The sequence below is a fragment of the Telluria aromaticivorans genome (assembly GCF_013003915.1).
In the GTDB taxonomy this organism is placed as follows: domain Bacteria; phylum Pseudomonadota; class Gammaproteobacteria; order Burkholderiales; family Burkholderiaceae_D; genus Telluria; species Telluria aromaticivorans.
Window position 1 is genome coordinate 122,172 of the sequence record NZ_JABAIV010000002.1, and the last position, 20,953, is coordinate 143,124.

Annotated in this window: 17 protein-coding genes; 13 read left to right on the forward strand and 4 right to left on the reverse strand. The window is 64.6% G+C overall.

Annotation, left to right across the window (positions count from 1 at the left end):
* The first annotated feature begins 125 nt into the window (after positions 1-125).
* The 4 genes from HGB41_RS06000 to HGB41_RS06015 are packed head-to-tail and all read left to right on the forward strand — an operon-like array spanning position 126 to position 3,768.
* A complete protein-coding gene (locus HGB41_RS06000; RefSeq protein WP_171082242.1) occupies positions 126-1,349 on the forward strand; it encodes an efflux RND transporter periplasmic adaptor subunit in 1,224 nt (407 codons plus the stop codon).
* Complete coding sequence (locus HGB41_RS06005; RefSeq protein ID WP_371868494.1) at positions 1,349-2,095, forward strand: ABC transporter ATP-binding protein; 747 nt, start codon at positions 1,349-1,351, stop codon at positions 2,093-2,095. Before HGB41_RS06000 ends, HGB41_RS06005 begins: the two co-directional genes overlap by 1 nt.
* A complete protein-coding gene (locus HGB41_RS06010) occupies positions 2,092-3,315 on the forward strand; it encodes an ABC transporter permease (protein WP_229422837.1) in 1,224 nt (407 codons plus the stop codon). The genes HGB41_RS06005 and HGB41_RS06010 overlap by 4 nt, the downstream gene beginning before the upstream one ends.
* Positions 3,316-3,330: 15 nt before the next feature.
* Positions 3,331-3,768 (forward strand): hypothetical protein, encoded by a 438-nt coding sequence (locus HGB41_RS06015; protein ID WP_171082244.1) that lies wholly within the window; start codon positions 3,331-3,333, stop codon positions 3,766-3,768.
* Positions 3,769-3,799: 31 nt separating this feature from the next.
* Here HGB41_RS06015 and HGB41_RS06020 read toward each other — a convergent pair whose 3' ends face one another.
* Genes HGB41_RS06020 through edd form a run of 3 tightly spaced genes read right to left on the reverse strand, consistent with a single transcriptional unit; the run spans position 3,800 to position 6,892 of the window.
* Positions 3,800-4,345 (reverse strand): Rhs element Vgr protein, encoded by a 546-nt coding sequence (locus HGB41_RS06020; RefSeq protein ID WP_212760859.1) that lies wholly within the window; start codon positions 4,343-4,345, stop codon positions 3,800-3,802.
* A 7-nt stretch (positions 4,346-4,352) separates the two neighbouring features.
* A complete protein-coding gene (gene eda, locus HGB41_RS06025) occupies positions 4,353-4,976 on the reverse strand; it encodes a bifunctional 4-hydroxy-2-oxoglutarate aldolase/2-dehydro-3-deoxy-phosphogluconate aldolase (RefSeq protein ID WP_171082245.1) in 624 nt (207 codons plus the stop codon).
* Positions 4,973-6,892, reverse strand: a complete 1,920-nt coding sequence (gene edd / locus HGB41_RS06030) for a phosphogluconate dehydratase (RefSeq protein ID WP_171082247.1) — start codon at positions 6,890-6,892, stop codon at positions 4,973-4,975. The genes eda and edd overlap by 4 nt, the downstream gene beginning before the upstream one ends.
* A gap of 316 nt (positions 6,893-7,208) precedes the next feature.
* Between edd and pgi the strand changes: the two genes are divergently transcribed.
* From pgi to tal, 6 genes are all read left to right on the forward strand, one after another.
* Positions 7,209-8,852, forward strand: coding sequence for a glucose-6-phosphate isomerase (gene pgi, locus HGB41_RS06035; RefSeq protein WP_171082249.1), 1,644 nt, complete (start codon positions 7,209-7,211; stop codon positions 8,850-8,852).
* A gap of 19 nt (positions 8,853-8,871) precedes the next feature.
* Positions 8,872-9,768, forward strand: coding sequence for an SMP-30/gluconolactonase/LRE family protein (locus HGB41_RS06040; protein ID WP_229422839.1), 897 nt, complete (start codon positions 8,872-8,874; stop codon positions 9,766-9,768).
* A gap of 229 nt (positions 9,769-9,997) precedes the next feature.
* A complete protein-coding gene (gene zwf / locus HGB41_RS06045; protein ID WP_171082251.1) occupies positions 9,998-11,467 on the forward strand; it encodes a glucose-6-phosphate dehydrogenase in 1,470 nt (489 codons plus the stop codon).
* Between the two features lie 12 nt (positions 11,468-11,479).
* Positions 11,480-12,334 carry an SIS domain-containing protein gene (locus HGB41_RS06050; RefSeq protein WP_171082253.1) on the forward strand — a complete coding sequence of 285 codons (855 nt, stop codon included), beginning with the start codon at positions 11,480-11,482 and terminating at the stop codon, positions 12,332-12,334.
* A 173-nt stretch (positions 12,335-12,507) separates the two neighbouring features.
* The gene (gene msrC / locus HGB41_RS06055) at positions 12,508-13,008 is read left to right on the forward strand and encodes a free L-methionine (R)-S-oxide reductase MsrC (RefSeq protein WP_171082256.1); all 501 of its coding nucleotides are present in this window, start codon (positions 12,508-12,510) and stop codon (positions 13,006-13,008) included.
* A gap of 142 nt (positions 13,009-13,150) precedes the next feature.
* The gene (tal, locus tag HGB41_RS06060; RefSeq protein WP_171082258.1) at positions 13,151-14,080 is read left to right on the forward strand and encodes a transaldolase; all 930 of its coding nucleotides are present in this window, start codon (positions 13,151-13,153) and stop codon (positions 14,078-14,080) included.
* Positions 14,081-14,254: 174 nt separating this feature from the next.
* On the opposite strand, the gene HGB41_RS06065 is transcribed toward tal, so the two are convergent.
* Positions 14,255-14,872, reverse strand: a complete 618-nt coding sequence (locus tag HGB41_RS06065; RefSeq protein ID WP_171082260.1) for a TetR family transcriptional regulator — start codon at positions 14,870-14,872, stop codon at positions 14,255-14,257.
* A gap of 142 nt (positions 14,873-15,014) precedes the next feature.
* On the opposite strand from HGB41_RS06065, the gene HGB41_RS06070 reads away from it, so the two are divergent.
* The 3 genes from HGB41_RS06070 to HGB41_RS06080 are packed head-to-tail and all read left to right on the forward strand — an operon-like array spanning position 15,015 to position 20,878.
* A complete protein-coding gene (locus HGB41_RS06070) occupies positions 15,015-16,244 on the forward strand; it encodes an efflux RND transporter periplasmic adaptor subunit (RefSeq protein ID WP_229422841.1) in 1,230 nt (409 codons plus the stop codon).
* A 27-nt stretch (positions 16,245-16,271) separates the two neighbouring features.
* Complete coding sequence (locus tag HGB41_RS06075; RefSeq protein WP_171082261.1) at positions 16,272-19,436, forward strand: efflux RND transporter permease subunit; 3,165 nt, start codon at positions 16,272-16,274, stop codon at positions 19,434-19,436.
* A complete protein-coding gene (locus HGB41_RS06080; RefSeq protein WP_371868462.1) occupies positions 19,433-20,878 on the forward strand; it encodes an efflux transporter outer membrane subunit in 1,446 nt (481 codons plus the stop codon). The genes HGB41_RS06075 and HGB41_RS06080 overlap by 4 nt, the downstream gene beginning before the upstream one ends.
* The last annotated feature ends 75 nt before the right edge of the window (positions 20,879-20,953 follow it).

The following is a 20,953-nucleotide window of genomic DNA, read 5'->3' on the forward strand; positions in this document are numbered from 1 at the left end:
GTACCGTCCATACCGCGAAAACGTCGTTTCATCCCACCGGCTTGCCAGTCGATGCACTACGCATTGCAATGATTGCATCACTGCATCAAACTGGATTTTTTCCCGCTGGCTTAACGGAATCCCTGATGAAACTCTTGACGAAAAAACGCGTGGCGATTGCAGCCGGACTGATCGTGGTGGCCGGGTCGGCTTACGCCTGGCTGGCCCCGAAGGCAGAAGAGGTCGCGCCGCCGCCGAAATACCGCTTCACGGCGGTGGACGTAGGCAGCATCAACCAGACCGTGACCGCCACCGGCACCATCAACCCGGTCGCGCTGGTGAACGTCGGCTCGCAGGTGTCGGGCACCGTGGTCGAACTGAACGTGGACTTCAACGACCGCGTGACCCGGGGCCAGGTGCTGCTCAAGCTCGACCCGACCATCTTCAATGCCCAGGTGCGCCAGGCCCAGGCCAGCCTGGCGTCCGCCCAGGCATCGCAGCGCCTGGCCCAGGCCAACTTCCAGCGCAACGAGCAGCTGGTGAGCCGCAGCTTCGTCTCCAGCGTGGCGCTCGACCAGACCCGCCGCGAGCTGGACGTCGCCAAGGCGAACATCCAGCTGGCCCAGGCCCAGCTCGAGCGCGCCCAGGCGGACCTGAACAACAGCGTGATCCGCTCGCCGATCGACGGCGTCATCATCAAGCGCACCATCGACCTGGGCCAGACCGTGGCAGCTTCGTTTACCACGCCGAACCTGTTCCAGATCGCGCGCGACCTGACCAAGATGCAGATCGATACCAGCGTCTCGGAAGCCGACGTCGGCGCCCTGAAGGATGGCCTGCCAGCCCGCTTCGTGGTCGACGCCTATCCGGACCGCGAATTCCACGCGACCATGCGCCAGTTCCGCCTGGCCGCCAACGTGGTGCAGAACGTCGTCACCTACAACGTCGTGCTCGATGTCGACAACAAGGACGAGATGCTGAAACCCGGCATGACCGCCCAGGTGCGACTGGTCGTCGCCAATCGCGCCAACGTGATGCGCATCCCGACCACCGCGCTGCGCTTCACCCTGCCCGAGGAAGAGCTGGAAAAGCAGAAAAAGCTGGAAAAGGAAACGAACAAGGGAGCGGTCAAGACGGTGGCCCTGACGCCGGCATCGGTCCAGGACGACGATCTCGCTTTCCGCAGCGCGAACGAGACCGCGCGCATGTTCAAGGTCTACCGCCTCGATGCGAAGAACGAACCGCAGCCCGTGGACATCCGCGCCGGCCTGTCGAACTTCCGCTATACCGAAGTGGTGGGTGGTGGCCTGAAGGCGGGCGATCGGATCGTCACGCGCACGCTGGTGCAGAAACAGGACGATGACCTGTGATCGCGCACCCTGCCAGCGCACCGCTGATCGAAATCCGCGGCGTCACCAAGACCTATACCAGCGGCAGCGTCGACACCCAGGTGCTGTACGGGATCGACATGCAGGTGATGCGCGGCGACTTCGTCTCGGTCATGGGCCAGTCCGGATCGGGCAAATCGACGCTGATGAACATCCTCGGCTGCCTCGACCAGGCCACCGGCGGCAGCTATTCCCTCGACGGCGTCGACACGCGTTCGCTGTCGCGCGCCCAGCTGGCCGACATCCGCAACCGCAGCATCGGCTTCGTGTTCCAGAGCTTCAACCTGATCAAGCGGATGAACGTGGCCGAAAACGTGGCGCTGCCGCTCATCTACGCGGGCGTAAGCCGCGGCAAGGCGTATGCGCGCGCGGTGCAGGAACTCGAGCGCGTCGGATTGGGGGGACTGGCCAAGCGCACCCCGAGCCAGCTCTCGGGCGGCCAGCAGCAGCGCGTGGCGATCGCCCGCGCCCTCGCCACCGATCCGCCTATGCTGCTGGCGGATGAACCCACCGGTAACCTCGATACGCAAACGAGCGACGACATCATGTCGAGCTTCCGCCAACTGAACCAGGAGCGCGGCATCACCATCGTGCTGGTCACCCACGAGCCGGATGTCGCCGCTTACAGCCGGCGCCTGGTGCGCCTCAAGGATGGGCGGGTGATCTACGACGGGCCGGCGGCCGCGGGCCTCGGAGCAAGCGTCGTCCACGCGGAGGTGATGGCATGAACTTCGTCCAGGTATTGATCGAATCCTTCCGCTCGATGGCGGCCAACCGCCTGCGCACTGCCCTGACCATGCTCGGCATTATCATCGGCATCGCCTCGGTGGTGCTGCTGCTGGCGATCGGCGACAGCATGCAGCGCTTCATCGGCAAGGAACTGCAGGCGCTCGGCACCAACATGCTCTATGTGATGCCGGGCGGCGACCGCACCGCCGCGCAGCGGGCCCGTGCCGGCGCCGTGCCTTCGCTGTCGCTGTCCGACGCCGCCGCGCTCAACAAGCTGTCCAGCCTGGTCGCCGCAGCCCCTGCCCTGCAGGGCAACTTCAAGCTCAGCGCCGGCAACGAGACGGCGAACAGCATGGTGCTGGGCGTGACCCCGTCCATGTTCAAGATCCGCAACTGGAAGCTCGACCAGGGCAACAGCTTCAGCGAAGCCGACATCCGCGCGTCCGCGCGCATGGTCGTGATCGGCCAGAAAGTGGCGGACCAGTTCTTCTACAAGGCCGATCCGCTCGGGCGCTACATCCGCATCGAGAACGTCGCCTTCCAGGTGATCGGCGTGCTTGACGGCGAAGGCAAGCAGATCGACGGCTCGGACCTGGCCGAACTGGTGCTGGTGCCGATCACAGCGGCCAGCGCAAACCTGATCCGCACGCCCTTCCCGCAAAACGTGCACTACATCGCGACGCAAGGCCGTCCCGACATCGCGCTGAGCGACGCGATCGAGGACATCAAGGAAACGCTGCGCGACCGCCACCGCATCCGCCTCGACGATCCGGACGATTTCCGCGTACAGAATATCGCCTCGTTCGCGGAGACGGCCAACAAGATCAGCGCCGGCGTCGCCATGCTGCTCGGGCTCATTGGCGCGATTTCGCTGCTGGTGGGCGGAATCGGGATCATGAACATCATGCTGGTGTCGGTGACCGAGCGGACGCGCGAGATTGGTATTCGCATGGCGATTGGCGCGCGGCCGAGTGCCGTGCTGCTGCAGTTCCTCGCGGAGTCGGTGGTGATCTGCGTGGCTGGTGGCCTGGTGGGCGTGGCGATTGCGATGGGTGGGGCGGCGGCGATTACGTCGACCGGGAAGTTCGATGTTTACCTGACTTTCCAGGGGGTGCTGGTGGCATGCGGGTTTGCGACGGCGGTGGGGGTGTTCTTTGGCTTCTACCCGGCACGGCGGGCGTCAAAGTTGCTCCCTGTGGACTGCCTGCGCTATGAGTAAGAAAGGTACTCGGCCATGAAGCACCTGAAACCGGCGTCACGGCTCTGGATCGGCGTGGCGGCAGTGATCGCCGCGCTGGGCGTTGCGATCCACCTGGCCTGCATCGCGGGCGGGCCCTCCTGGTATGCCTTCTTCGGTGCGCCGCCGCGGATCGTGGCGTCTGCCCGTGATGGAACCTGGCTCGCGCCGGCTGGCACCGCGGGCATTGCAGTCCTGATGGGCATGTGCGCTGCCTATGCCTGCTCAGCACTCGGCCTGATCCAAAGGCTGCCTTTGCTGCGCCCGGCATTGGCGGGCATTGCCGCAGTTTGCCTGGCGCGTGCCCTCGTGCTGGTGCCATTCGCCTGGATCCATCCTGAACTGCGTACGCAATTCGAATTGATCGCCGCACTCACCTGGGGAGTGGCAGGGACTGGATTTTCCGTCGCATTCGCTACTGCACGCCTTCGCTGAGCTGAGCAGTCGCCAACTGCCTGGTATGCGTTCATGCGCGCCTTGCCAGCCAGCGTGCCGGCCCGCGATGCAGGTTGTGCCGGTCCCGAGGGTCAACAAGGAAGGACGCCAACACCTGCTCATACAAGACCAGGCTGTCGCAATAGTGCTGCTGGCGCATCGCGTGCGGCTTCTTCAAGTACTTGAGCACAAAGTAATCCGCCAGCAGGTCACCTTGCGCTTCCATGTTGTAGTCGCTCAGATCGGCATCTGCGCGCAGGGTATAGCCATAATGAAGACCGATCCGGACGGCCCCGCGCAGCCTTACCGGATACCCCAGCTGATGCTGCCAGACATGCACCATCTCATGCATGAACCAATGGATGGCGCCGGGATCGGCGCGGGTGTAATCGGGCAGGAAGCAGGAGCGGTGGAAGTACATGCTGCCGTTGGGCGTCATGCAGCAGTTCTTCGGCTGCAGGGGCATGTAGCGGCGGCCGTGGATACGGACGCGGCTGTAATCGATGGCGTCGCGGAACAGCAGCGACGCCATCGCGATCTCGGCCTCGGTCAGGGGACGGGATCGCGGTCGTTTCATGCGAACCTTAAGCAGCGCGCAGCGCGGCCGCCGCCTTGGCCAGCGCGGTGATCCCGGCCCAGTCGCCGGCAGCGATCAGGTCCTTCGGGGTCAGCCAGGAGCCGCCGACACAGGCCACGTTCTTACAGGCCAGGAAGGTCGGCGCGGTCTCGATCGAGATGCCGCCGGTCGGGCAGAAGGTCACGTCCGGCAGCGGGCCGCCGATCGCGTTGAGCATGCCGACGCCGCCCGCCGGCACCGCCGGGAACAGCTTGAGCTGGCGGAAGCCGGCTTCGCGCGCGGCCATCACTTCGGAAGGCGTCATCACGCCCGGCAGCAGCGGCAAGCCGCTCTTTTTCGCCGCCTCGATCAGCATCGGGGTCAGGCCCGGCGAAACGCCGAACACGGCGCCAGCGTCGCGCGACAGCGCGAATTCTTCCGCCTGGGTCAGGGTGCCGACGCCGACGATGGCGCCTTCGACCTGGCTCATGGCGCGGATCGCGTCCAGGCCGTGTTTGGTGCGCAGCGTCACTTCCAGCACGCGGATGCCGCCGGCCACAAGGGCCTTGGCCAGCGGTACGGCGTGCTCCGGATCGTCGATGGCGATGACAGGGATGACGCTCGCCGAGCGCATGATTTCAAGTAAGGTCATTTCTGCGTCCTAAAGAGAAAGTCTTCATCGGAACCTGGCACGACTTCATCGGCATTGATGCCTTCGTGCAGCGGTACGGTAGTCGGGATTGGGGACGGCATCGGGAAGGTGGCCGCGCCCTGCTCCGCCGGCGTGCTGGCGTTGCGGAACATGGCGAACAGCTCGCGCCCCATGCCGATGTGGCTCTTCGACAGGTCGGTGGTCGCCATGCTGCGCGAGGCCCAGACGTTGTCGGGCACCAGCGCTGCAAACGAACCGGTGGTGGCGTCGACGCGAATGAGGTCGCCGTCGCGCACCAGGCCGAGCGGGCCGCCTGCCAGAATTTCTGGCGACACGTGGATCGCGGCCGGCACCTTGCCGGAAGCGCCGGACATGCGGCCATCGGTCACCATCGCCACCTTGAAGCCGGCATCCTGCAGGTTCGACAGCGCCGGGGTCAGCGCGTGCAGTTCCGGCATGCCGTTGGCGCGCGGGCCCTGGAAGCGGATCACGGCCACGAAGTCGCGATTGAGCTTGCCGTCCTTATAGGCCTGCATGAAATCTTCCTGCGAATCGAAGGTCAGCGCGGGCGCCTCGACCACGTGGTATTCCTTCTTCACCGACGAGATCTTCATGATCGCGCGGCCCAGGTTACCCTGCACGAGCACCATGCCGCCGTTGTCGCTGAACGGGTTCGCCGCCCCACGCAGCACGCTGTCGTCGCCGCTTTGTTGCGGCACATCGCGCCACACGACCTTGCCGTCTTCACCAAGGAAAGGCTCCTTGCAATGGTTGCGCAAGCCGTGGCCGAGGATGGTGTTGACGTCTTCGTGCGCCAGGCCGGCGTCCAGCAGTTCGCGGATCACGAAGCCCGGGCCGCCGGCGGCCTGGAAGTGGTTCACGTCGGCTTCGCCGTTCGGATAGATGCGGGTCAGCGACGGCACCACCTTCGACAGCTCGTCGAAGTCGTTCCAGTCGATCACGATGCCGGCAGCACGGGCGATCGCCACCAGGTGCAGCGTGTGGTTGGTCGAGCCGCCGGTCGCGTGCAGCGCGACGATGGCGTTGACGATGCTTTTTTCGTCGACGATGCGGCCGATCGGCATGTAGCTGCTGCCCTGCTGGGAGATCGCAACCGCCTGGTGGCTTGCTGCGCGGGTCAGCGCATCGCGCAGCGGCGTGCCCGGGGTGATGAAGGCGGCGCCCGGCAGGTGCAGGCCCATCATCTCCATCAGCATCTGGTTGCTGTTGGCGGTGCCGTAGAAGGTGCAGGTGCCGGCGTCGTGGTAGGACTGCGCCTCGCATTCCATCAGCTCTTCGCGGGTGGCCTTGCCCTGCGCGTAGAGCTGGCGCACGCGCGCCTTTTCCTTGTTCGACAGGCCCGAGGTCATCGGGCCGCCCGGAACAAAAATGCCCGGGATATGGCCGAAGTGCAGCGCGCCGATCAACAGGCCCGGCACGATCTTGTCGCAGATGCCGAGGTAGAGCGAGGCGTCGAACATATTATGCGACAGCGCCACGGCGGTGGACATGGCGATGGTGTCGCGCGAGAACAGCGACAGCTCCATGCCCGGCTGGCCTTGCGTCACCCCGTCGCACATGGCCGGCACGCCGCCCGCGAACTGGGCCACGGCGCCGATCTCGCGCACCGCATCCTTGATCAGTTTCGGGAAGTATTCGAAGGGCTGGTGGGCCGACAGCATGTCGTTGTAGGAGGATACGATGGCGACCGAGGGCTGCTTGTACTCGCGCAGCTTCAGCTTGTCGTTGGCCGGGAAGGCGGCGAAGCCGTGCGCCAGGTTGGTGCACGACAGCGCGCCGCGCTGCACGCCCTGGATCCGGGCCGCTTCGAGATGCGCCAGGTAGGCCGCGCGCGACGGGCGGCTACGCTGGATGATCCGCTTGGTTACCTGTTCGACTACGGGGTGCAGCGCCATGATCGTTCCTTCTTAAATTTGGTATCTGAAATTTTACTACAGTTTTATTGAGGTTGTCTGGTAGGGTGGTCGGGTTTCCCGACCGCGCGTTCAAATCACGATGACTCTGCCCTTGCAGCTGCTCACAATCCACCTATCACCGCGCGGGCGGGGTACCCGCCCACCCTACGAATTCGGGCTGACCTTACGCTGCTGCCCTTGGCAGCCTCACAACACAATGCGAATACGACCACTTTATATGTAGTGAATTTACGCACGCATATTGTATTATTCGATAATCTGCTATTGACAACATTGTGCCATCGACACCGACCCCATGCGCCAGCTTTCCCTGACCTCTACCTCCAGCTTCCAGGCCCTTGAAACCCACGCCATCGAGGCTGAAGACTGGGAGATGCGCAGCCTGTTCGCCGCCGATCCCCAGCGCTTCGAGCGCTTGTCATGCGAGGCCGCAGGACTCTTCCTAGACTATTCAAAAAATCGCCTCGACGGGCGCACGCTTGAACTGCTCGCGGCGCTGTTGCGCGAGCGCGGCGTCGAGGCCCGCCGCGATGCGATGTTCGCCGGTGAACGCATCAACAACACCGAGAACCGCGCCGTATTGCACACGGCCCTGCGCGCGCCGCGTGGCGCGAAACTCGTCGTTGAAGGCCAGGACGTGAACGCCGACGTCCACGCAGTGCTCGACCGCGTCAAGCTGTTCAGCGACGCCGTGCGCAGCGGCGACTGGCTGGGTTATACCGGCAAGCCGATCCTTGATGTCGTCAACATCGGCATCGGCGGCTCCGACCTGGGCCCGAAGATGGTGGTGCTGGCGCTGCGCCACTATGCGCATCCGCGCCTGCGGATGCATTTCGTGTCGAACGTGGACGGCCACGACATGGATGCGGCGCTGATGCATGTCGACCCGGAAACCACGCTGTTCATCGTCGCCTCCAAGACGTTTACTACCGCCGAGACCATGATGAACGCGCAGACCGCGCGCAAGTGGTTCCTGCAGAATGCGCCCGAAGAAGCGCTGGCCAGGCACTTCGTCGCCGTCTCGACGAATACCGAGGCCATCAAGACCTTCGGCATCGACCCGGCCAACATGTTCCCGTTCTGGGACTGGGTTGGCGGCCGTTATTCGGTCTGGTCGGCCATCGGCCTGCCGGTCGCACTGGCCGTGGGCTTTGGTTATTTCACCGACTTCCTGGCCGGCGCGCACGAGCTGGACGAGCACTTCCGCACCGCCCCGGTGGAGGAAAACCTGCCGATGATCCTGGCCCTGGTCGGCTTCTGGAACCGCCAGTTCCTCGGCGCCAGCTCGGTCACCATCGCGCCCTACCACCAGGACCTGAACCGCTTCCCGGCCTATTTGCAGCAGCTCGACATGGAGAGCAACGGCAAGCGCGTCACGCGCGACGGCGAGCCGGTCGACACCCCGACCTGCCCGGCGATCTGGGGCGAACCCGGCACCAACGGCCAGCACGCCTATTTCCAGCTGCTGCACCAGGGCACCGACCTGACCCCGATCGACTTCATCGCCGCCCTGCGTCCTGCGCATGAAATGCAGAACCACCACACTGCCCTGCTGGCGAACTGCTTCGCGCAATCCGAAGCCTTCATGAAGGGCAAGACCCTCGACGAAGTGCGCGTCGACCTGCAGCAGCAAGGCCTGGCGCTGGGCGAAATCGAGCGCCTGGCGCCGCACAAGACCTTCCCTGGCAACCGCCCGAGCAATACGATCCTGATGGAGCGGCTCACGCCCGCGACGCTGGGCGCCCTGATCGCGCTATACGAGCACAAGACTTTCGTGCAGGGCGTGCTCTGGGATGTCAACAGTTTCGACCAGTGGGGCGTTGAACTGGGCAAGGTGCTGGCCAAGAAGATCGAAGCCGAGCTGGCTCTTGATGCGCAGCCCGAACTCCACGACAGTTCCACCAACGGCCTGATCGCGCGCGCCAAGGCCGCCGTCTGAACCCCAACTGAACGATTACATGGCAACCGATAAATTCGAAGTGGCGCACGACGCGCCGATGCTGGTCGGCGAATCCGCAACCTGGCACGAGGTCGAGTCGGCCCTGTACTGGGTCGACATCAACGGCCTGACCGTCAACCGCGTACACCCGGCCAGCGGCAAGTTCACGTCCTGGAAGATGGGCTCGGAACCGTCGGCACTGGCCATCGACGGCGACAACAACCTGATGGTCGCCACGCGGGCCGGCCTGGTTTGCCTGAACACGACCAGCGGCAAGGAAGTGCCGATTGCCGATGCGCCTTACGACACGTCGATCGTGCGATTCAATGACGGCCGCGTCGACCCGGCGGGCCGCTTCTGGATCGGCACCATGTACGAGCCGCGCGACAAGCCGGCTGCGGAGATGTACGTGCTGGAGCGCGGCCAGCTGCGCCGCGCCTGGCAAGGCGGCATGACCAACTCGAACGGCCTGGCCTGGAGCCTGGACGGCCGCACGATGTTCCACGCCGATACGACGACGCACCGCATCGACTGCTACGACTTCGACCCGGACACCGGCGTGCAGTCGAACGGGCGCACGATCAAGACCTTCTCGACTGATAAGGCAGCCGCGGATTATGGCGGCCGTCCGGATGGTGCGACGGTGGACAGCGAAGGCGCTTACTGGGTGGCGATGTTCGAAGGGGGGCGTGTGCTGCGGATTGCGCCAACCGGCGAGATCCTGCGCGAGATCGCGCTGCCGGTGCGCTGCCCGACCTCGGTGGCGTTCGGCGGCTCGGACCTGCGCACGCTGTATATCACCAGCGCCAGCCATGGGCGGTCGGCGGAAGAGCTGGCGAAATATCCGCTCAGCGGGAAGCTGCTGTCGATTCGGGTGGATGTGGCGGGGCGGGAAGAGCCGGAGTACCAATCGTAAACATTGCGATCGATCGAAACCGCTTAAATCAATGTCACCACTGAATCGTAGGGTGGGCGGCTCCACCCGGTAATGGGATCAATTCGCGCCGTATGTACACAGGTGAATCCGACAAAACGGTGGAGCCGCCCACCCTACGAAGCCCATCGGTTTCGTAGTATATTTTCTTGCTAACACGATATTCGTGTAGTAAATTTACATCCAAGTCCTCACTCTCTCCCAGATTCCTATGGCACTTTCCGATTTCGACCTCGTTTTCTTCGGCGGCAGCGGCGACCTTGCGATGCGCAAGCTGCTCCCCGCGATGTACTCGCGCGATGTCTGCAACGACTTGCCTGATACAGCCCGCATCATCTGCGTCGGCCGCGAGGAAGCGACGCAGGAAGAATTCCTGAACATGGTCGAGACCAACTCGAAGCAGCACATCAAGGAAGCGCCTGCCGAGGAAAGCTGGCAGCGCTTCCTGAAGCGCATCGTCTACGTGTCGCTCAACGCCACCGACCTCAAGACCTACGGCCCGCTGGTCGAGGCGCTGCGCAAGGACGAGTCGCTGACCCGCGTCTACTACCTCGCGACTCCGCCGCATTTGTTCGCCACCATCTGCGACAACCTGGCCGCAACAAGCCTGGTATCGCCGAACTCGCGCGTGGTGCTGGAAAAGCCGCTCGGGCGCGACCTGGCCTCGGCCAAGCAGATCAACCTGGACGTCGGCAAGGTATTCGCCGAGTCGCAGATCTACCGGATCGACCATTACCTGGGCAAGGAGACGGTGCAAAACCTGCTGGCCCTGCGCTTCGGGAACATCCTGTTCGAGCCGCTGTGGCGCCGCGAGTGGATCTCGGACGTGCAAATCACCATCGCCGAGAAGATCGGCGTGGGCAACCGCCTGGGCTATTACGACACCTCGGGCGCGCTGCGCGACATGCTGCAGAACCACCTGCTGCAGCTGCTGTGTATCGTCGCGATGGAGCCGCCGACCTCGATTTCGCCGGATGCCGTGCGCGACGCCAAGCTGCAGGTGCTGCGTTCATTGAAGCGCTTTACGCCGACCACGCTGTCGCAGAACATCGTGCGCGGCCAGTACCGCGGCGGCTATGTCGATGGCCAGGCGGTGCCGGGCTACCGCGACGAGCCGGAAGCGCCAAAGGGCTCGAAGACCGAGACCTTCGTGGCCGTGAAGGCCGAGATCGACACCTGGCGCTGGGCCGGCGTGCCCTTCTACCTGCGCACCGGCAAGCGCATGGCCGATCGCCTGGCAGAAATCGTGGTGCGCTTCAAGCCGATCCCGCATTCGATCTTCAACCAGCCGACGTCGAGCTTCCAGCCGAACAGCCTGGTGATCCGCCTGCAGCCGGACGAAGGCCTGTCGATGAACCTGATGGCCAAGACCCCGGGCGATTCCATGCGCCTGAAGCAGGCCGAGTTAGAGCTGGACTTCCGCGAGCAGTTCAAGAGCCCGCGCATGGAAGCCTACGAACGCCTGCTGGTCGACGTGCTGCGCGGCCAGCTCACCCTGTTCATGCGCGGCGACGAGCTCGAAGCGGCCTGGGAATGGGTCGAGCCGATCCTGGAACACTGGGAACAGGACGATTCGACCCCGGTCCCTTACACCTCGGGCACCTGGGGCCCGGCCGCCTCGAGCGCGCTGATCGGCCGCGACGGCCTGCAGTGGCGCGAAGAAGTGCTGCCGGAAGATTAAGGCGTATTCACCATGCTGCTCGATTCCATCCGCACCCAGCTCGACTCGCTCTCGAAATCCGAGCGCAAGGTGGCGCTCGCCGTGCTCGCCGCGCCCTCGAGCACGGTGAGCCAGAACATCACCGCGCTGGCCAAGAACGCGCAGGTGTCCGAGCCGACCGTGGTGCGTTTCTGCCGCACCCTTGGCTACGACGGCTGGCACGAGTTCAAGCTCAAGCTGGCACAGGGCCTGGCACTGGCGCTGCCTGGTGCGAACGAACAGCCGGCGCCGGACGACCTGGCGGCGGACCTGGTCAACAAGATCTGCAGCCGCTCGATCAACACCCTGCTCGACCTGCGCAACAACCTGAAACCGGAGCTGGTACAAAAGGCGCTCGATATCCTCTCGCGCGCCAACAAGATCGAGTTCTACGGCCAGGGCTCGTCGGGCTTCGTCGCCTGCGACGCCCAGCACAAATTCTTCCGCTCGGGCGTGCCCACTGTGGCCTATACCGACCCGGCCATCCATTCGATCGCCGCGGCGCTGCTGCGCGAAGGCGATGCGGTGGTGGCGATTTCGCAACGCGGTAACAATCCTGCCCTGACCCGCTCGGCCAAGCTGGCCCGGCGCGGCGGCGCCGACGTGATCGTGCTGGCGCCGTCCGGCACACCACTGGCGGAGATCGCGACCCTGTTCATCCCGATCGACCTGGTGTTTGCGATCGACCCCTACACGCCGATTTCGGCGCGCCTGGCTTACCTGGTGGTGATCGACGTGCTGGCGGTAGGGCTGGCGCTGCAGCGCGGACCTGAGTTTCGCAAGAAGATGCAGAACGCCCAGAAGGCGCTGCAGGAGTTTGATATGCAGTTTGACTCGTTTATTGGCTGAGGCGGTTAACGTCAACCTGGGCCCCGGCCTGCGCCGGGGCGACGGGCACATGTTGTTGGCCTCAAAACCGTCGCTCCCGCGCAGGCGGGAGCCCAATCTTGATTGAGCAGCCGCGGCGTTGAAAATGCCGCAGGTGTAAAATACCCGGTTTCCAAAGCATCCCGGGCTCCGCCATGCATATCAATCCAGAACGCAGCACCCGTCCCGACTACGCCCTGCTGGAGCGCCAGGTCGAGAGCGTCCTTGAAGGCGAGCGTAGCCTGATGGCGAACGCCGCACAGTTTTCCGCCCTCGTCTACGACACGCTGTCCGAGCTGAACTGGGCCGGTTTCTATTTCACCGTGCCGGCCCGCAAGGGCGACGGCCAGGACCTGCTGGTCGGCCCCTTCCAGGGCAAGCCGGCCTGCGCCCGCATTCCGTTTGGGCGCGGCGTCTGCGGCACGACCGCGGTGGAGCGCAAGACCATCGTGGTCGCCGACGTGCACGCCTTTCCCGGCCATATCGCCTGCGATTCGGCCTCGAATTCGGAGATCGTGATCCCGCTGATCAAGGATGGCGAAGTCGTTGGCGTGTTCGATATCGACAGCCCGGTGCTGGACCGGTTTTCGGACGAAGACCGTGAAGGGCTGGAGCGCATGATTGCCGCATTCCTCGACGGCACAGACTTCTCGTAACCCGTAGGGTGGGCAAGTCCCTTGCCCACGCGTGCAAATCACGGTGCTGCAGCCAGTGCGGCGGTTCATATTGAGCTATCACCGCGCGGGCGGGAGACCCGCCCACCCTACGAAAAACATTCACTCTTATAGTAGCCAAGCCATGAACCAACTCGAACAACTCAAGCAATACACCACCGTCGTCGCCGACACCGGCGACTTCCAGTCGATCAAGGCCTACACGCCGCAGGATGCGACCACCAACCCGTCGCTGATCCTGAAGGCCGTGCAGAAGCCGGAGTACCGCCCGCTGCTGGAAAAGGCGATCGCCGATGCGCCGCACGCGAGCATCGATGAAATCGTCGACAACCTCCTGATCGGTTTCGGCGTCGAGATCCTGAAGTTCGTGCCGGGCCGCGTCTCGACCGAGATCGATGCCGCGCTGTCGTTCGATACCGAAGCCACCGTGGCCAAGGGCCGCGAACTGATCGCCCTGTACGAAAAGGCCGGCGTCTCGCGCGAGCGCGTGCTGATCAAGATCGCCTCGACCTGGGAAGGCATCCGCGCCGCCGAGGTCCTGGAAAAGGAAGGCATCCACTGCAACCTGACCCTGCTGTTCTCGCTGTGCCAGGCGATCGCCTGCGCCGACGCCGGCGTGCAGCTGATCTCGCCGTTCGTGGGCCGCATCTATGACTGGTACAAGAAATCGACCGGCACCGACTACCAGGGCGCGGACGATCCGGGCGTACAGTCGGTCAAGCGTATTTACCAGTACTACCGCACTTTCGGCTACAAGACCGAAGTAATGGGCGCGAGCTTCCGCAACACCTCGCAGATCCAGGAACTGGCCGGCTGCGACCTCTTGACCATCTCGCCGGACCTGCTGCAGAAGCTGGCCGACAGCGATGCCCCGCTCGAGCGCAAGCTGGTCGCCGAGGCGCAGGCCGGCCTCGAGAAGATCACGATGGATGAAAAAACCTTCCGCTTCATGCTGAACGAAGACGCGATGGGCACCGAGAAGCTGGCCGAAGGCATCCGCGCTTTTGTTGCCGACTCGATCAAGCTCAAGCAGATGATCGCAACGATGCGTTAAGCAAAACGCATGCAGTAAATACAAAAGCGCGCCATGGGCGCGCTTTCTTTTTGGGGTTCGTAGGGTGGGCGGATTCCGCCCACGCGGTGATAGTTGTGACATGAACCGCCGCACGGGGTGCAGCACCGTCACTTGAACGCGCGGGCGGGAGGACCCGCCCACCCTACGAAACCATCAGCAGTTGCGCAACCCCGACAAATACGTATCCATCACCGCCCCGCCCAGTTCCACCAGGTCGTAGGCATCGGTATCGAACAGCCAGTTGCGGATCAGGCCATCCATGATGATCCACATGCCATTGGCCACCGTCACGGGATCGAGATCCTGCCGCACGCTGCCCAGCGCCTTGGCCTGCTTCAGGCGTGTTTCGACCCGCTGCATCCAGATCAGCTGCTTCTCGCGCCGCCCCTCGCGCATGACGACGGCATCGGCCACGAATTCCATCTTGAGCGTGACGATCTCGAACACGCGGCGTGCTTTCGGATCGCTGGCCGTGACCCGCAGCACCGTCATCACGTACTCGCGCAAATCCTGCATCGGATCGCCGCCTTCATTGGTATCGAGCAGCAGCATGGCTTCTTCCAGCGGCATCTTGGCCCGCTCCATCATGGCCTGCAGGAGGGCGCCCTTGTCGAGGAAATGCCAGTAAATCGCGCCGCGCGTCACGCCAGCTTCGCTGGCAATATGCTGTAAAGTTGTCCGTGAAACGCCTTGCTCGGCGAACAATTTTTCAGCGGCGTCCAGGATGCTGTCTCGGGTCGCGGCAGCTTCCGCCTTGGTTTTACGTGCCATTTTTTTCCTTGCCCTTCATTTGAAGGCTACCTCAAACATTAAACATACAACCGTGATAGTATATAAAACTGCTCGTAATAGCCAGTGACGATTCGTATGGTGTGGAAATGCCCGCATACGTTTGTCCAATCAACAAACCAGAATGAAAGCACACGTAATGCGCTCACACCACTCTACCCTGCCGCTCACCCGGATCGCCGCTGCCACCCTGGTGGCCGCCGCCCTGCTGTCGGCCTGCGGCAAGAAAGATGCAGCCCCGGCCGCCGGCGGCCCCGGGGGAGGCATGCCGGCGCCGGAAGTCGGCGTCATCACCACCAAATTCGAATCGGTCGCCCTGCAGACGGAATTGCCGGCCCGCGCCGAGCCGGTGCGTACCGCCCAGGTCCGTGCCCGCGTCAACGGCGTGGTGCTCAAGCGCCTGTTCACCGAGGGTAGCGAGGTCAGGGAAGGACAGTCGCTGTTCCAGATCGATCCGGCTCCTTACCAGGCGCAAGTGGCTGCGGCACAGGCCGATCTTGGCCGCGCCCAGGCCAGCCTGACCCAGGCCGCGTCGCTGGCCGAGCGCTACAAGCCGCTGGTCGAGGCCAACGCCATCAGCAAGCTGGAATACACCAACGCCGTCGCCGCGCAGAAGCAGGCCGAGGCTGCGGTGGCGGCCTCGCGCGCCCAGGTGCGCATCGCCCAGATCAACTCGGGCTACGCCAACGTCAATGCACCGATCTCGGGCCGCATCGGCCGTGCGCTGGTGACCGAAGGCGCACTCGTCTCCGCGGCTGAAGCGACCCAGATGGCGCTGATCCAGCAGAACAACCCGATGTACCTGAACATCACCCAGTCGGCCACCCAACTGCAGCGCCTGCGCAAGCAAGCGGGCGGCGGCGCCAAAGACGCGCCGGTCACCGTGATGCTCGACGACGGCACCGAATTGCCGACCCGCGGCCGCCTGCTGTTCTCGGACGTCACCGTCGACCCGGGAACCGGCCAGGTTACCTTGCGCGCGACGGTCCCGAATCCGGACAACGCCCTGCTGCCGGGCCAGTACGTGCGCGTGCGCCTGGCGCAGGCCCAGGTACCGAACGGCATCATCGTGCCGCAGCAGGCCGTCACCCGCGGCGGCGCCCAGGGCGACACCCTGATGGTGGTCGGCGCCGACAACAAGCCGACCCCGCGCACCGTCAAGATCGGTTCGCAGCAAGGCGCCAGCTGGGTCGTCACCGAAGGCCTGAAAGAAGGCGAACGCGTGATGGTCGACGGCTTCCAGAAACTCCAGATGCTTCCGCCGGGTACCCCGGTCAAGGTGGTGCCGTGGGCTCCGGGCACTGCCGCACCGGCCGCCGGCTCCGGCGCAACAGTATCCGCCGCCGCACGCTAAGCGCCAGCAACAAGAACAGGATTTAACATGGCACGTTTCTTTATTGACCGCCCAATTTTTGCCTGGGTGATCGCGCTGTTCATCATGGTGATCGGCGGCGTCTCGATCACCCAGCTCCCGATCGCACAGTATCCGAACGTGGCACCGCCATCGATCGTGATCAATGCCGCCTATCCGGGCGCATCGGCCCAGACCCTGGAAGACTCGGTCATCTCCGTCATCGAACGCGAGATGAACGGCTCCCCGGGCCTGATCTACATGGAATCGAGCAGCTCGGCCAACGGCAGCGGCTCGATTACCCTCACTTTCGAGACCGGCACCAACCCGGACCTGGCGCAGGTGGATGTCCAGAACCGCCTGGCGCGCGCCACCCCGCGCCTGCCGCAGGCGGTGAACCAGCAGGGCGTGCGCGTCGACAAGGTGCGCGCCAACTTCCTGCTGTTTACCATCCTGTCGTCCAGCGACCCGAAATGGGACCCGATCGCGCTGGGCGACTACGCTTCGCGCACGGTCCTGCCCGAGATCCAGCGCATCAAGGGCGTGGGCACCGCGCAGCTGTTCGGCACCGAGCGCGCGATGCGCATCTGGATCGACCCGGCCAAGCTGGTGGGCTTCCGCCTGTCGCCAGCCGACGTCAATAACGCGATCCGCAGCCAGAATGCCCAGGTGGCATCGGGCACCATCGGCGAACTGCCGCTGGCGCAGGGCCAGGAAATCAGCGCTACCGTGGTCGTCACCGGCCAGCTCACCACCGCCGAACAATTCGGCAACGTCGTGCTGCGCGCGAACCCGGATGGTTCCACCGTGCGCCTGAAGGACGTGGCCCGCATCGAGATCGGCGGCCAGAGCTATTCCACTTCGGCGCGCCTGAACGGCAAGCCGTCCACCGGCATCGGCGTGCAGCTGGCGCCTAGCGGCAATGCGCTGGAAACCGCGCGCCTGGTGCGCGAGCGCATGGAAGAACTGTCGAAGTTCTTCCCGCCCGGGATGAAGGCCACCGTGCCTTTCGACAGCTCGAAGTTCATCGACATCTCGATCGAGCAGGTGCTGCATACCCTGATCGAAGCGATCGTGCTGGTGTTCCTGGTGATGTATTTGTTCCTGCAGAACTTCCGCTACACGATCATCCCGACCATCGTGGTACCGGTGGCGCTTCTCGGCTCGCTGGCGACCCTGCTGGCGCTGGGCTATTCGATCAACGTGCTGACCATGTTCGGCATGGTGCTGGTGATCGGTATCGTGGTCGACGATGCCATCGTGGTGGTCGAGAACGTCGAGCGCATCATGAGCGAAGAAGGCTTGAGCCCATTGCTGGCGACCCGCAAAGCCATGGGCCAGATCTCGGGCGCCATCATCGGCGTGACCGTGGTGCTGATGTCGGTGTTCGTGCCGCTGGCCTTCTTCGGCGGCGCGGTGGGTAACATCTACCGCCAGTTCGCGGTGGTCATGGTGTCCTCGATCGCCTTCTCGGCCTTCCTCGCGCTGTCCCTGACCCCGGCGCTGTGCGCGCACCTGCTCAAGCCGGTCGAAGCGGGCCACCACCACGAGAAGAAAGGCTTCTTCGGCTGGTTCAACCGCCGCTTCAGCCGCACCGCCAAGGGCTATGAAGGCTGGGTCGGCAAGATCATCCGCGGATCAAGCCGTGCGCTGGTGGCCTTCGTCCTGATCGTCGGCGTGGTCGGCCTGCTGTTCGCCCGCATGCCGAATTCCTTCCTGCCGAACGAAGACCAGGGCTATGTGATCGCCAACATCCAGTTGCCGCCGGGCGCCACGCTCGAGCGCACCAACGAGGTGATGCGCACCGCCGAAACCTTCATCATGAAGCAACCGGAAGTGGCCAACATGGTCAGCGTGCTGGGCTTCTCGTTCTCGGGCGCCGGCCAGAACATGGCGCTGGCCTTCATCCCGCTGAAGGACTGGAGCGAGCGCAAGGGACCCGATTCAAGCGCCCAGTCAGTGGCCAACCGCATCATGGGCGGCCTGTCCGGCGTGCGTGACGCGTTCATCTTCGCCCTGTCGCCGCCGCCTATTCCCGAACTGGGACGCGGCACCGGCTTCACCTTCCGCCTGCAGGACCGCGGCGGCGCCGGCCACAATGCCCTGCTGGCGGCACGCAACCAGCTGCTCGGCATGGCCTCGCAAAGCCCGGTGCTGGCCGGCGTGCGTCCGGAAGGCCTGGAAGACGCGCCGCAGGTGATGCTCGACATCGACCGCGACAAGGCGCAAGCCCTGGGCGTGAGCTTCGAGTCGATCAACAGCGCGATCTCCACCGCCCTCGGTTCGTCGTACGTGAACGACTTCCCGAACGCCGGCCGCCTGCAGCGCGTCGTGGTGCAGGCCGAAGCCAGCGCCCGCATGCAGCCGGACGATTTGCTGGAGCTCAATGCGCTCAACACGCAAGGCCAGCCGGTACCGCTGTCGTCGTTCGCCTCCACCCGCTGGGTGACCGGCCCGATGCAGACCATCCGCTACAACGGCTATCCGGCGATGAGCATCGCGGGCGACGCCAAGCCTGGCTATTCGACCGGCGACGCGATGGCCGAGATGGAGAAGCTGGCAGCCAAGCTGCCGCAGGGCTTCGCCTTCGAGTGGACCGGCCAGTCGCGCGAAGAGGCGCAGTCCGGTTCGACCATGGGCATCCTGATGGCCTTCTCGATGCTGGCGATCTTCCTGGCGCTGGCGGCCCTGTACGAAAGCTGGTCGATCCCGGTGGCGGTGCTGCTGGTGGTGCCGCTCGGTATCCTGGGCGCGATCCTGGCGGCCATGATGCGCGGCTACCCGAACGACGTGTACTTCAAGATCGGCCTGGTGACCATCATCGGCCTGGCGGCGAAGAACGCGGTGCTGATCATCGAGTTCGCGAAAGACCTGCAGGCGCAGGGACGCTCGCCGATGGAAGCGGCAATCGAAGCGGCGCACCTGCGTTTCCGCCCGATCATCATGACCTCGCTGGCCTTCATCCTCGGCGTGCTGCCGCTGGTGATCGCAGGCGGCGCCGGCTCGGCATCGCAGCGCGCCATCGGTACCGGCGTGATGGGCGGTATGATTACGGCTACCACGCTGGGCGTGCTGTTCGTGCCGATGTTCTTCGTGGTGGTGCGCAAGCTGTTCAAGGGCAGCGAGCGCCAGCGCAAGAAGTACGCACATGAAGAAGAAGCTGCAGCCGTAGCGGCAGTTCACGAAAAAATATGATCGCCATGATGAAAAAAAATAATCGACTGGTACGGCTGGCGCCGATGGCGCTGGCACTGACGCTGGCAGGCTGCATGTCGCTGGCGCCGAAATACGAGCGCCCTGCGGCCCCGGTGGCCCAGGCCTTCCCCGAAATGCCGAAACCGGCCAACGCCCCTGCCGCCAGCCTGGCAAACGAGGCGCCGGTCAACCTGGCCTGGCAACGCTTCTTTAACGATGCCCGCCTGCGCGGCCTGATCGAGCAGGCGCTGACCAACAACCGCGACCTGCGCATCGCAGTCGCCAACATCGAGCAGGCGCGCGCGCAGTTCCGCATCACCCGCGCCGACCGCCTGCCGACCATCGGCGCCGCGATTACCGGACAGCGCCAGACCACCGGCGAAGATCAGCCGATCGACAGCATCTACCAGGCCGGCCTGTCCGTCTCGGCCTTCGAGCTCGATTTGTTCGGCCGCGTGCGCAACCTGTCCGATGCCGCGCTGGCGCAATACCTGGCCACCGAAGAAGCGCGCAAGACCACCCAGATCAGCCTAATCTCGTCGGTGGCCAACGCCTACCTGCAACTGCTGGCCGACGAGGAACTGCTGGCGATCACCCAGCAGGCGCTGGGCACGCGCCAGGAATCCATGCGCCTGACCCAGCTGCGCTTCGATAACGGCGTGGCCTCGCGCCTGGACCTGCAGCAGGCCCGCTCGCTGGTGGAAACCGCGCTGACCACCCTGGCTGCGCAACAGCGCCAGCGCGCCCAGGACATCAACCTGCTCACGCTGCTGGTGGGCGGATCGATCGACCCGAACCCGGCCGGCACCACCCTGGCAGCGACCGACCTGCCGGACCTGCCGGCCGGCCTGCCTTCGGACCTGCTGATCAACCGCCCGGACATCCGCTCGGCCGAACAGGGCCTGATCGCGGCCAACGCCAACATCGGCGCGGCGCGCGCGAACTTCTTCCCGCGCATCACGCTGACCGGCAGCGTCGGCAGCGCCAGCACCGAACTCTCCGGCCTGTTCAAGAGCGGCACCTTCGGCTGGACCTTCGCGCCGCAGGCGATCCTGCCGATCTTCGACTATGGCCGCAACGTCGCGGTGCTGGGCTCTGCCAGAGCCGGCCGCGACATCGCGGTGGCGCAGTACGAGCGCTCGATCCAGACCGCCTTCCGCGAAGTGGCCGATGCGCTGGCCGGGCAGTCGACCTTCAGCGAGCAGCTGCGCGCCCAGCGCGCGGTCGCCGAAGCCGAAGCCGACCGCTTCAACCTGGCCGACCTGCGCTACAAGAACGGCGCAGCCAGCTACCTCGACCTGCTGGACGCGCAGCGTTCGCTGTTCCAGGCACAGCAGGCGGCGGTGCAGGCGAATCTGCAGCGCTTGCAGAACCAGGTGACCCTGTACCGCGTGCTGGGTGGCGGGTGGAGTGAGCCGGGGACGCCGGTGGCGGCGCGCTGAGCGTTTCTCGATGATGAAAGGCCGGGCTGTTCGCAGTCCGGCTTTTTTTTGCCTGCATTATCGTGCGCTGCAAAA

Coding starts and splice junctions, on each gene's coding strand:
- HGB41_RS06080 (WP_371868462.1), top strand. CDS start 19,433: ATGATCGCCATGATGAAAAAAAATAATCGACTGGTACGGCTGGCGCCG.
- HGB41_RS06050 (WP_171082253.1), top strand. CDS start 11,480: ATGCTGCTCGATTCCATCCGCACCCAGCTCGACTCGCTCTCGAAATCC.
- HGB41_RS06020 (WP_212760859.1), bottom strand. CDS start 4,345: ATGAAACGACCGCGATCCCGTCCCCTGACCGAGGCCGAGATCGCGATG.
- HGB41_RS06065 (WP_171082260.1), bottom strand. CDS start 14,872: ATGGCACGTAAAACCAAGGCGGAAGCTGCCGCGACCCGAGACAGCATC.
- HGB41_RS06075 (WP_171082261.1), top strand. CDS start 16,272: ATGGCACGTTTCTTTATTGACCGCCCAATTTTTGCCTGGGTGATCGCG.
- tal (WP_171082258.1), top strand. CDS start 13,151: ATGAACCAACTCGAACAACTCAAGCAATACACCACCGTCGTCGCCGAC.
- HGB41_RS06070 (WP_229422841.1), top strand. CDS start 15,015: ATGAAAGCACACGTAATGCGCTCACACCACTCTACCCTGCCGCTCACC.
- pgi (WP_171082249.1), top strand. CDS start 7,209: ATGCGCCAGCTTTCCCTGACCTCTACCTCCAGCTTCCAGGCCCTTGAA.
- msrC (WP_171082256.1), top strand. CDS start 12,508: ATGCATATCAATCCAGAACGCAGCACCCGTCCCGACTACGCCCTGCTG.
- HGB41_RS06010 (WP_229422837.1), top strand. CDS start 2,092: ATGAACTTCGTCCAGGTATTGATCGAATCCTTCCGCTCGATGGCGGCC.
- HGB41_RS06015 (WP_171082244.1), top strand. CDS start 3,331: ATGAAGCACCTGAAACCGGCGTCACGGCTCTGGATCGGCGTGGCGGCA.
- HGB41_RS06040 (WP_229422839.1), top strand. CDS start 8,872: ATGGCAACCGATAAATTCGAAGTGGCGCACGACGCGCCGATGCTGGTC.
- edd (WP_171082247.1), bottom strand. CDS start 6,892: ATGGCGCTGCACCCCGTAGTCGAACAGGTAACCAAGCGGATCATCCAG.
- eda (WP_171082245.1), bottom strand. CDS start 4,976: ATGACCTTACTTGAAATCATGCGCTCGGCGAGCGTCATCCCTGTCATC.
- zwf (WP_171082251.1), top strand. CDS start 9,998: ATGGCACTTTCCGATTTCGACCTCGTTTTCTTCGGCGGCAGCGGCGAC.
- HGB41_RS06000 (WP_171082242.1), top strand. CDS start 126: ATGAAACTCTTGACGAAAAAACGCGTGGCGATTGCAGCCGGACTGATC.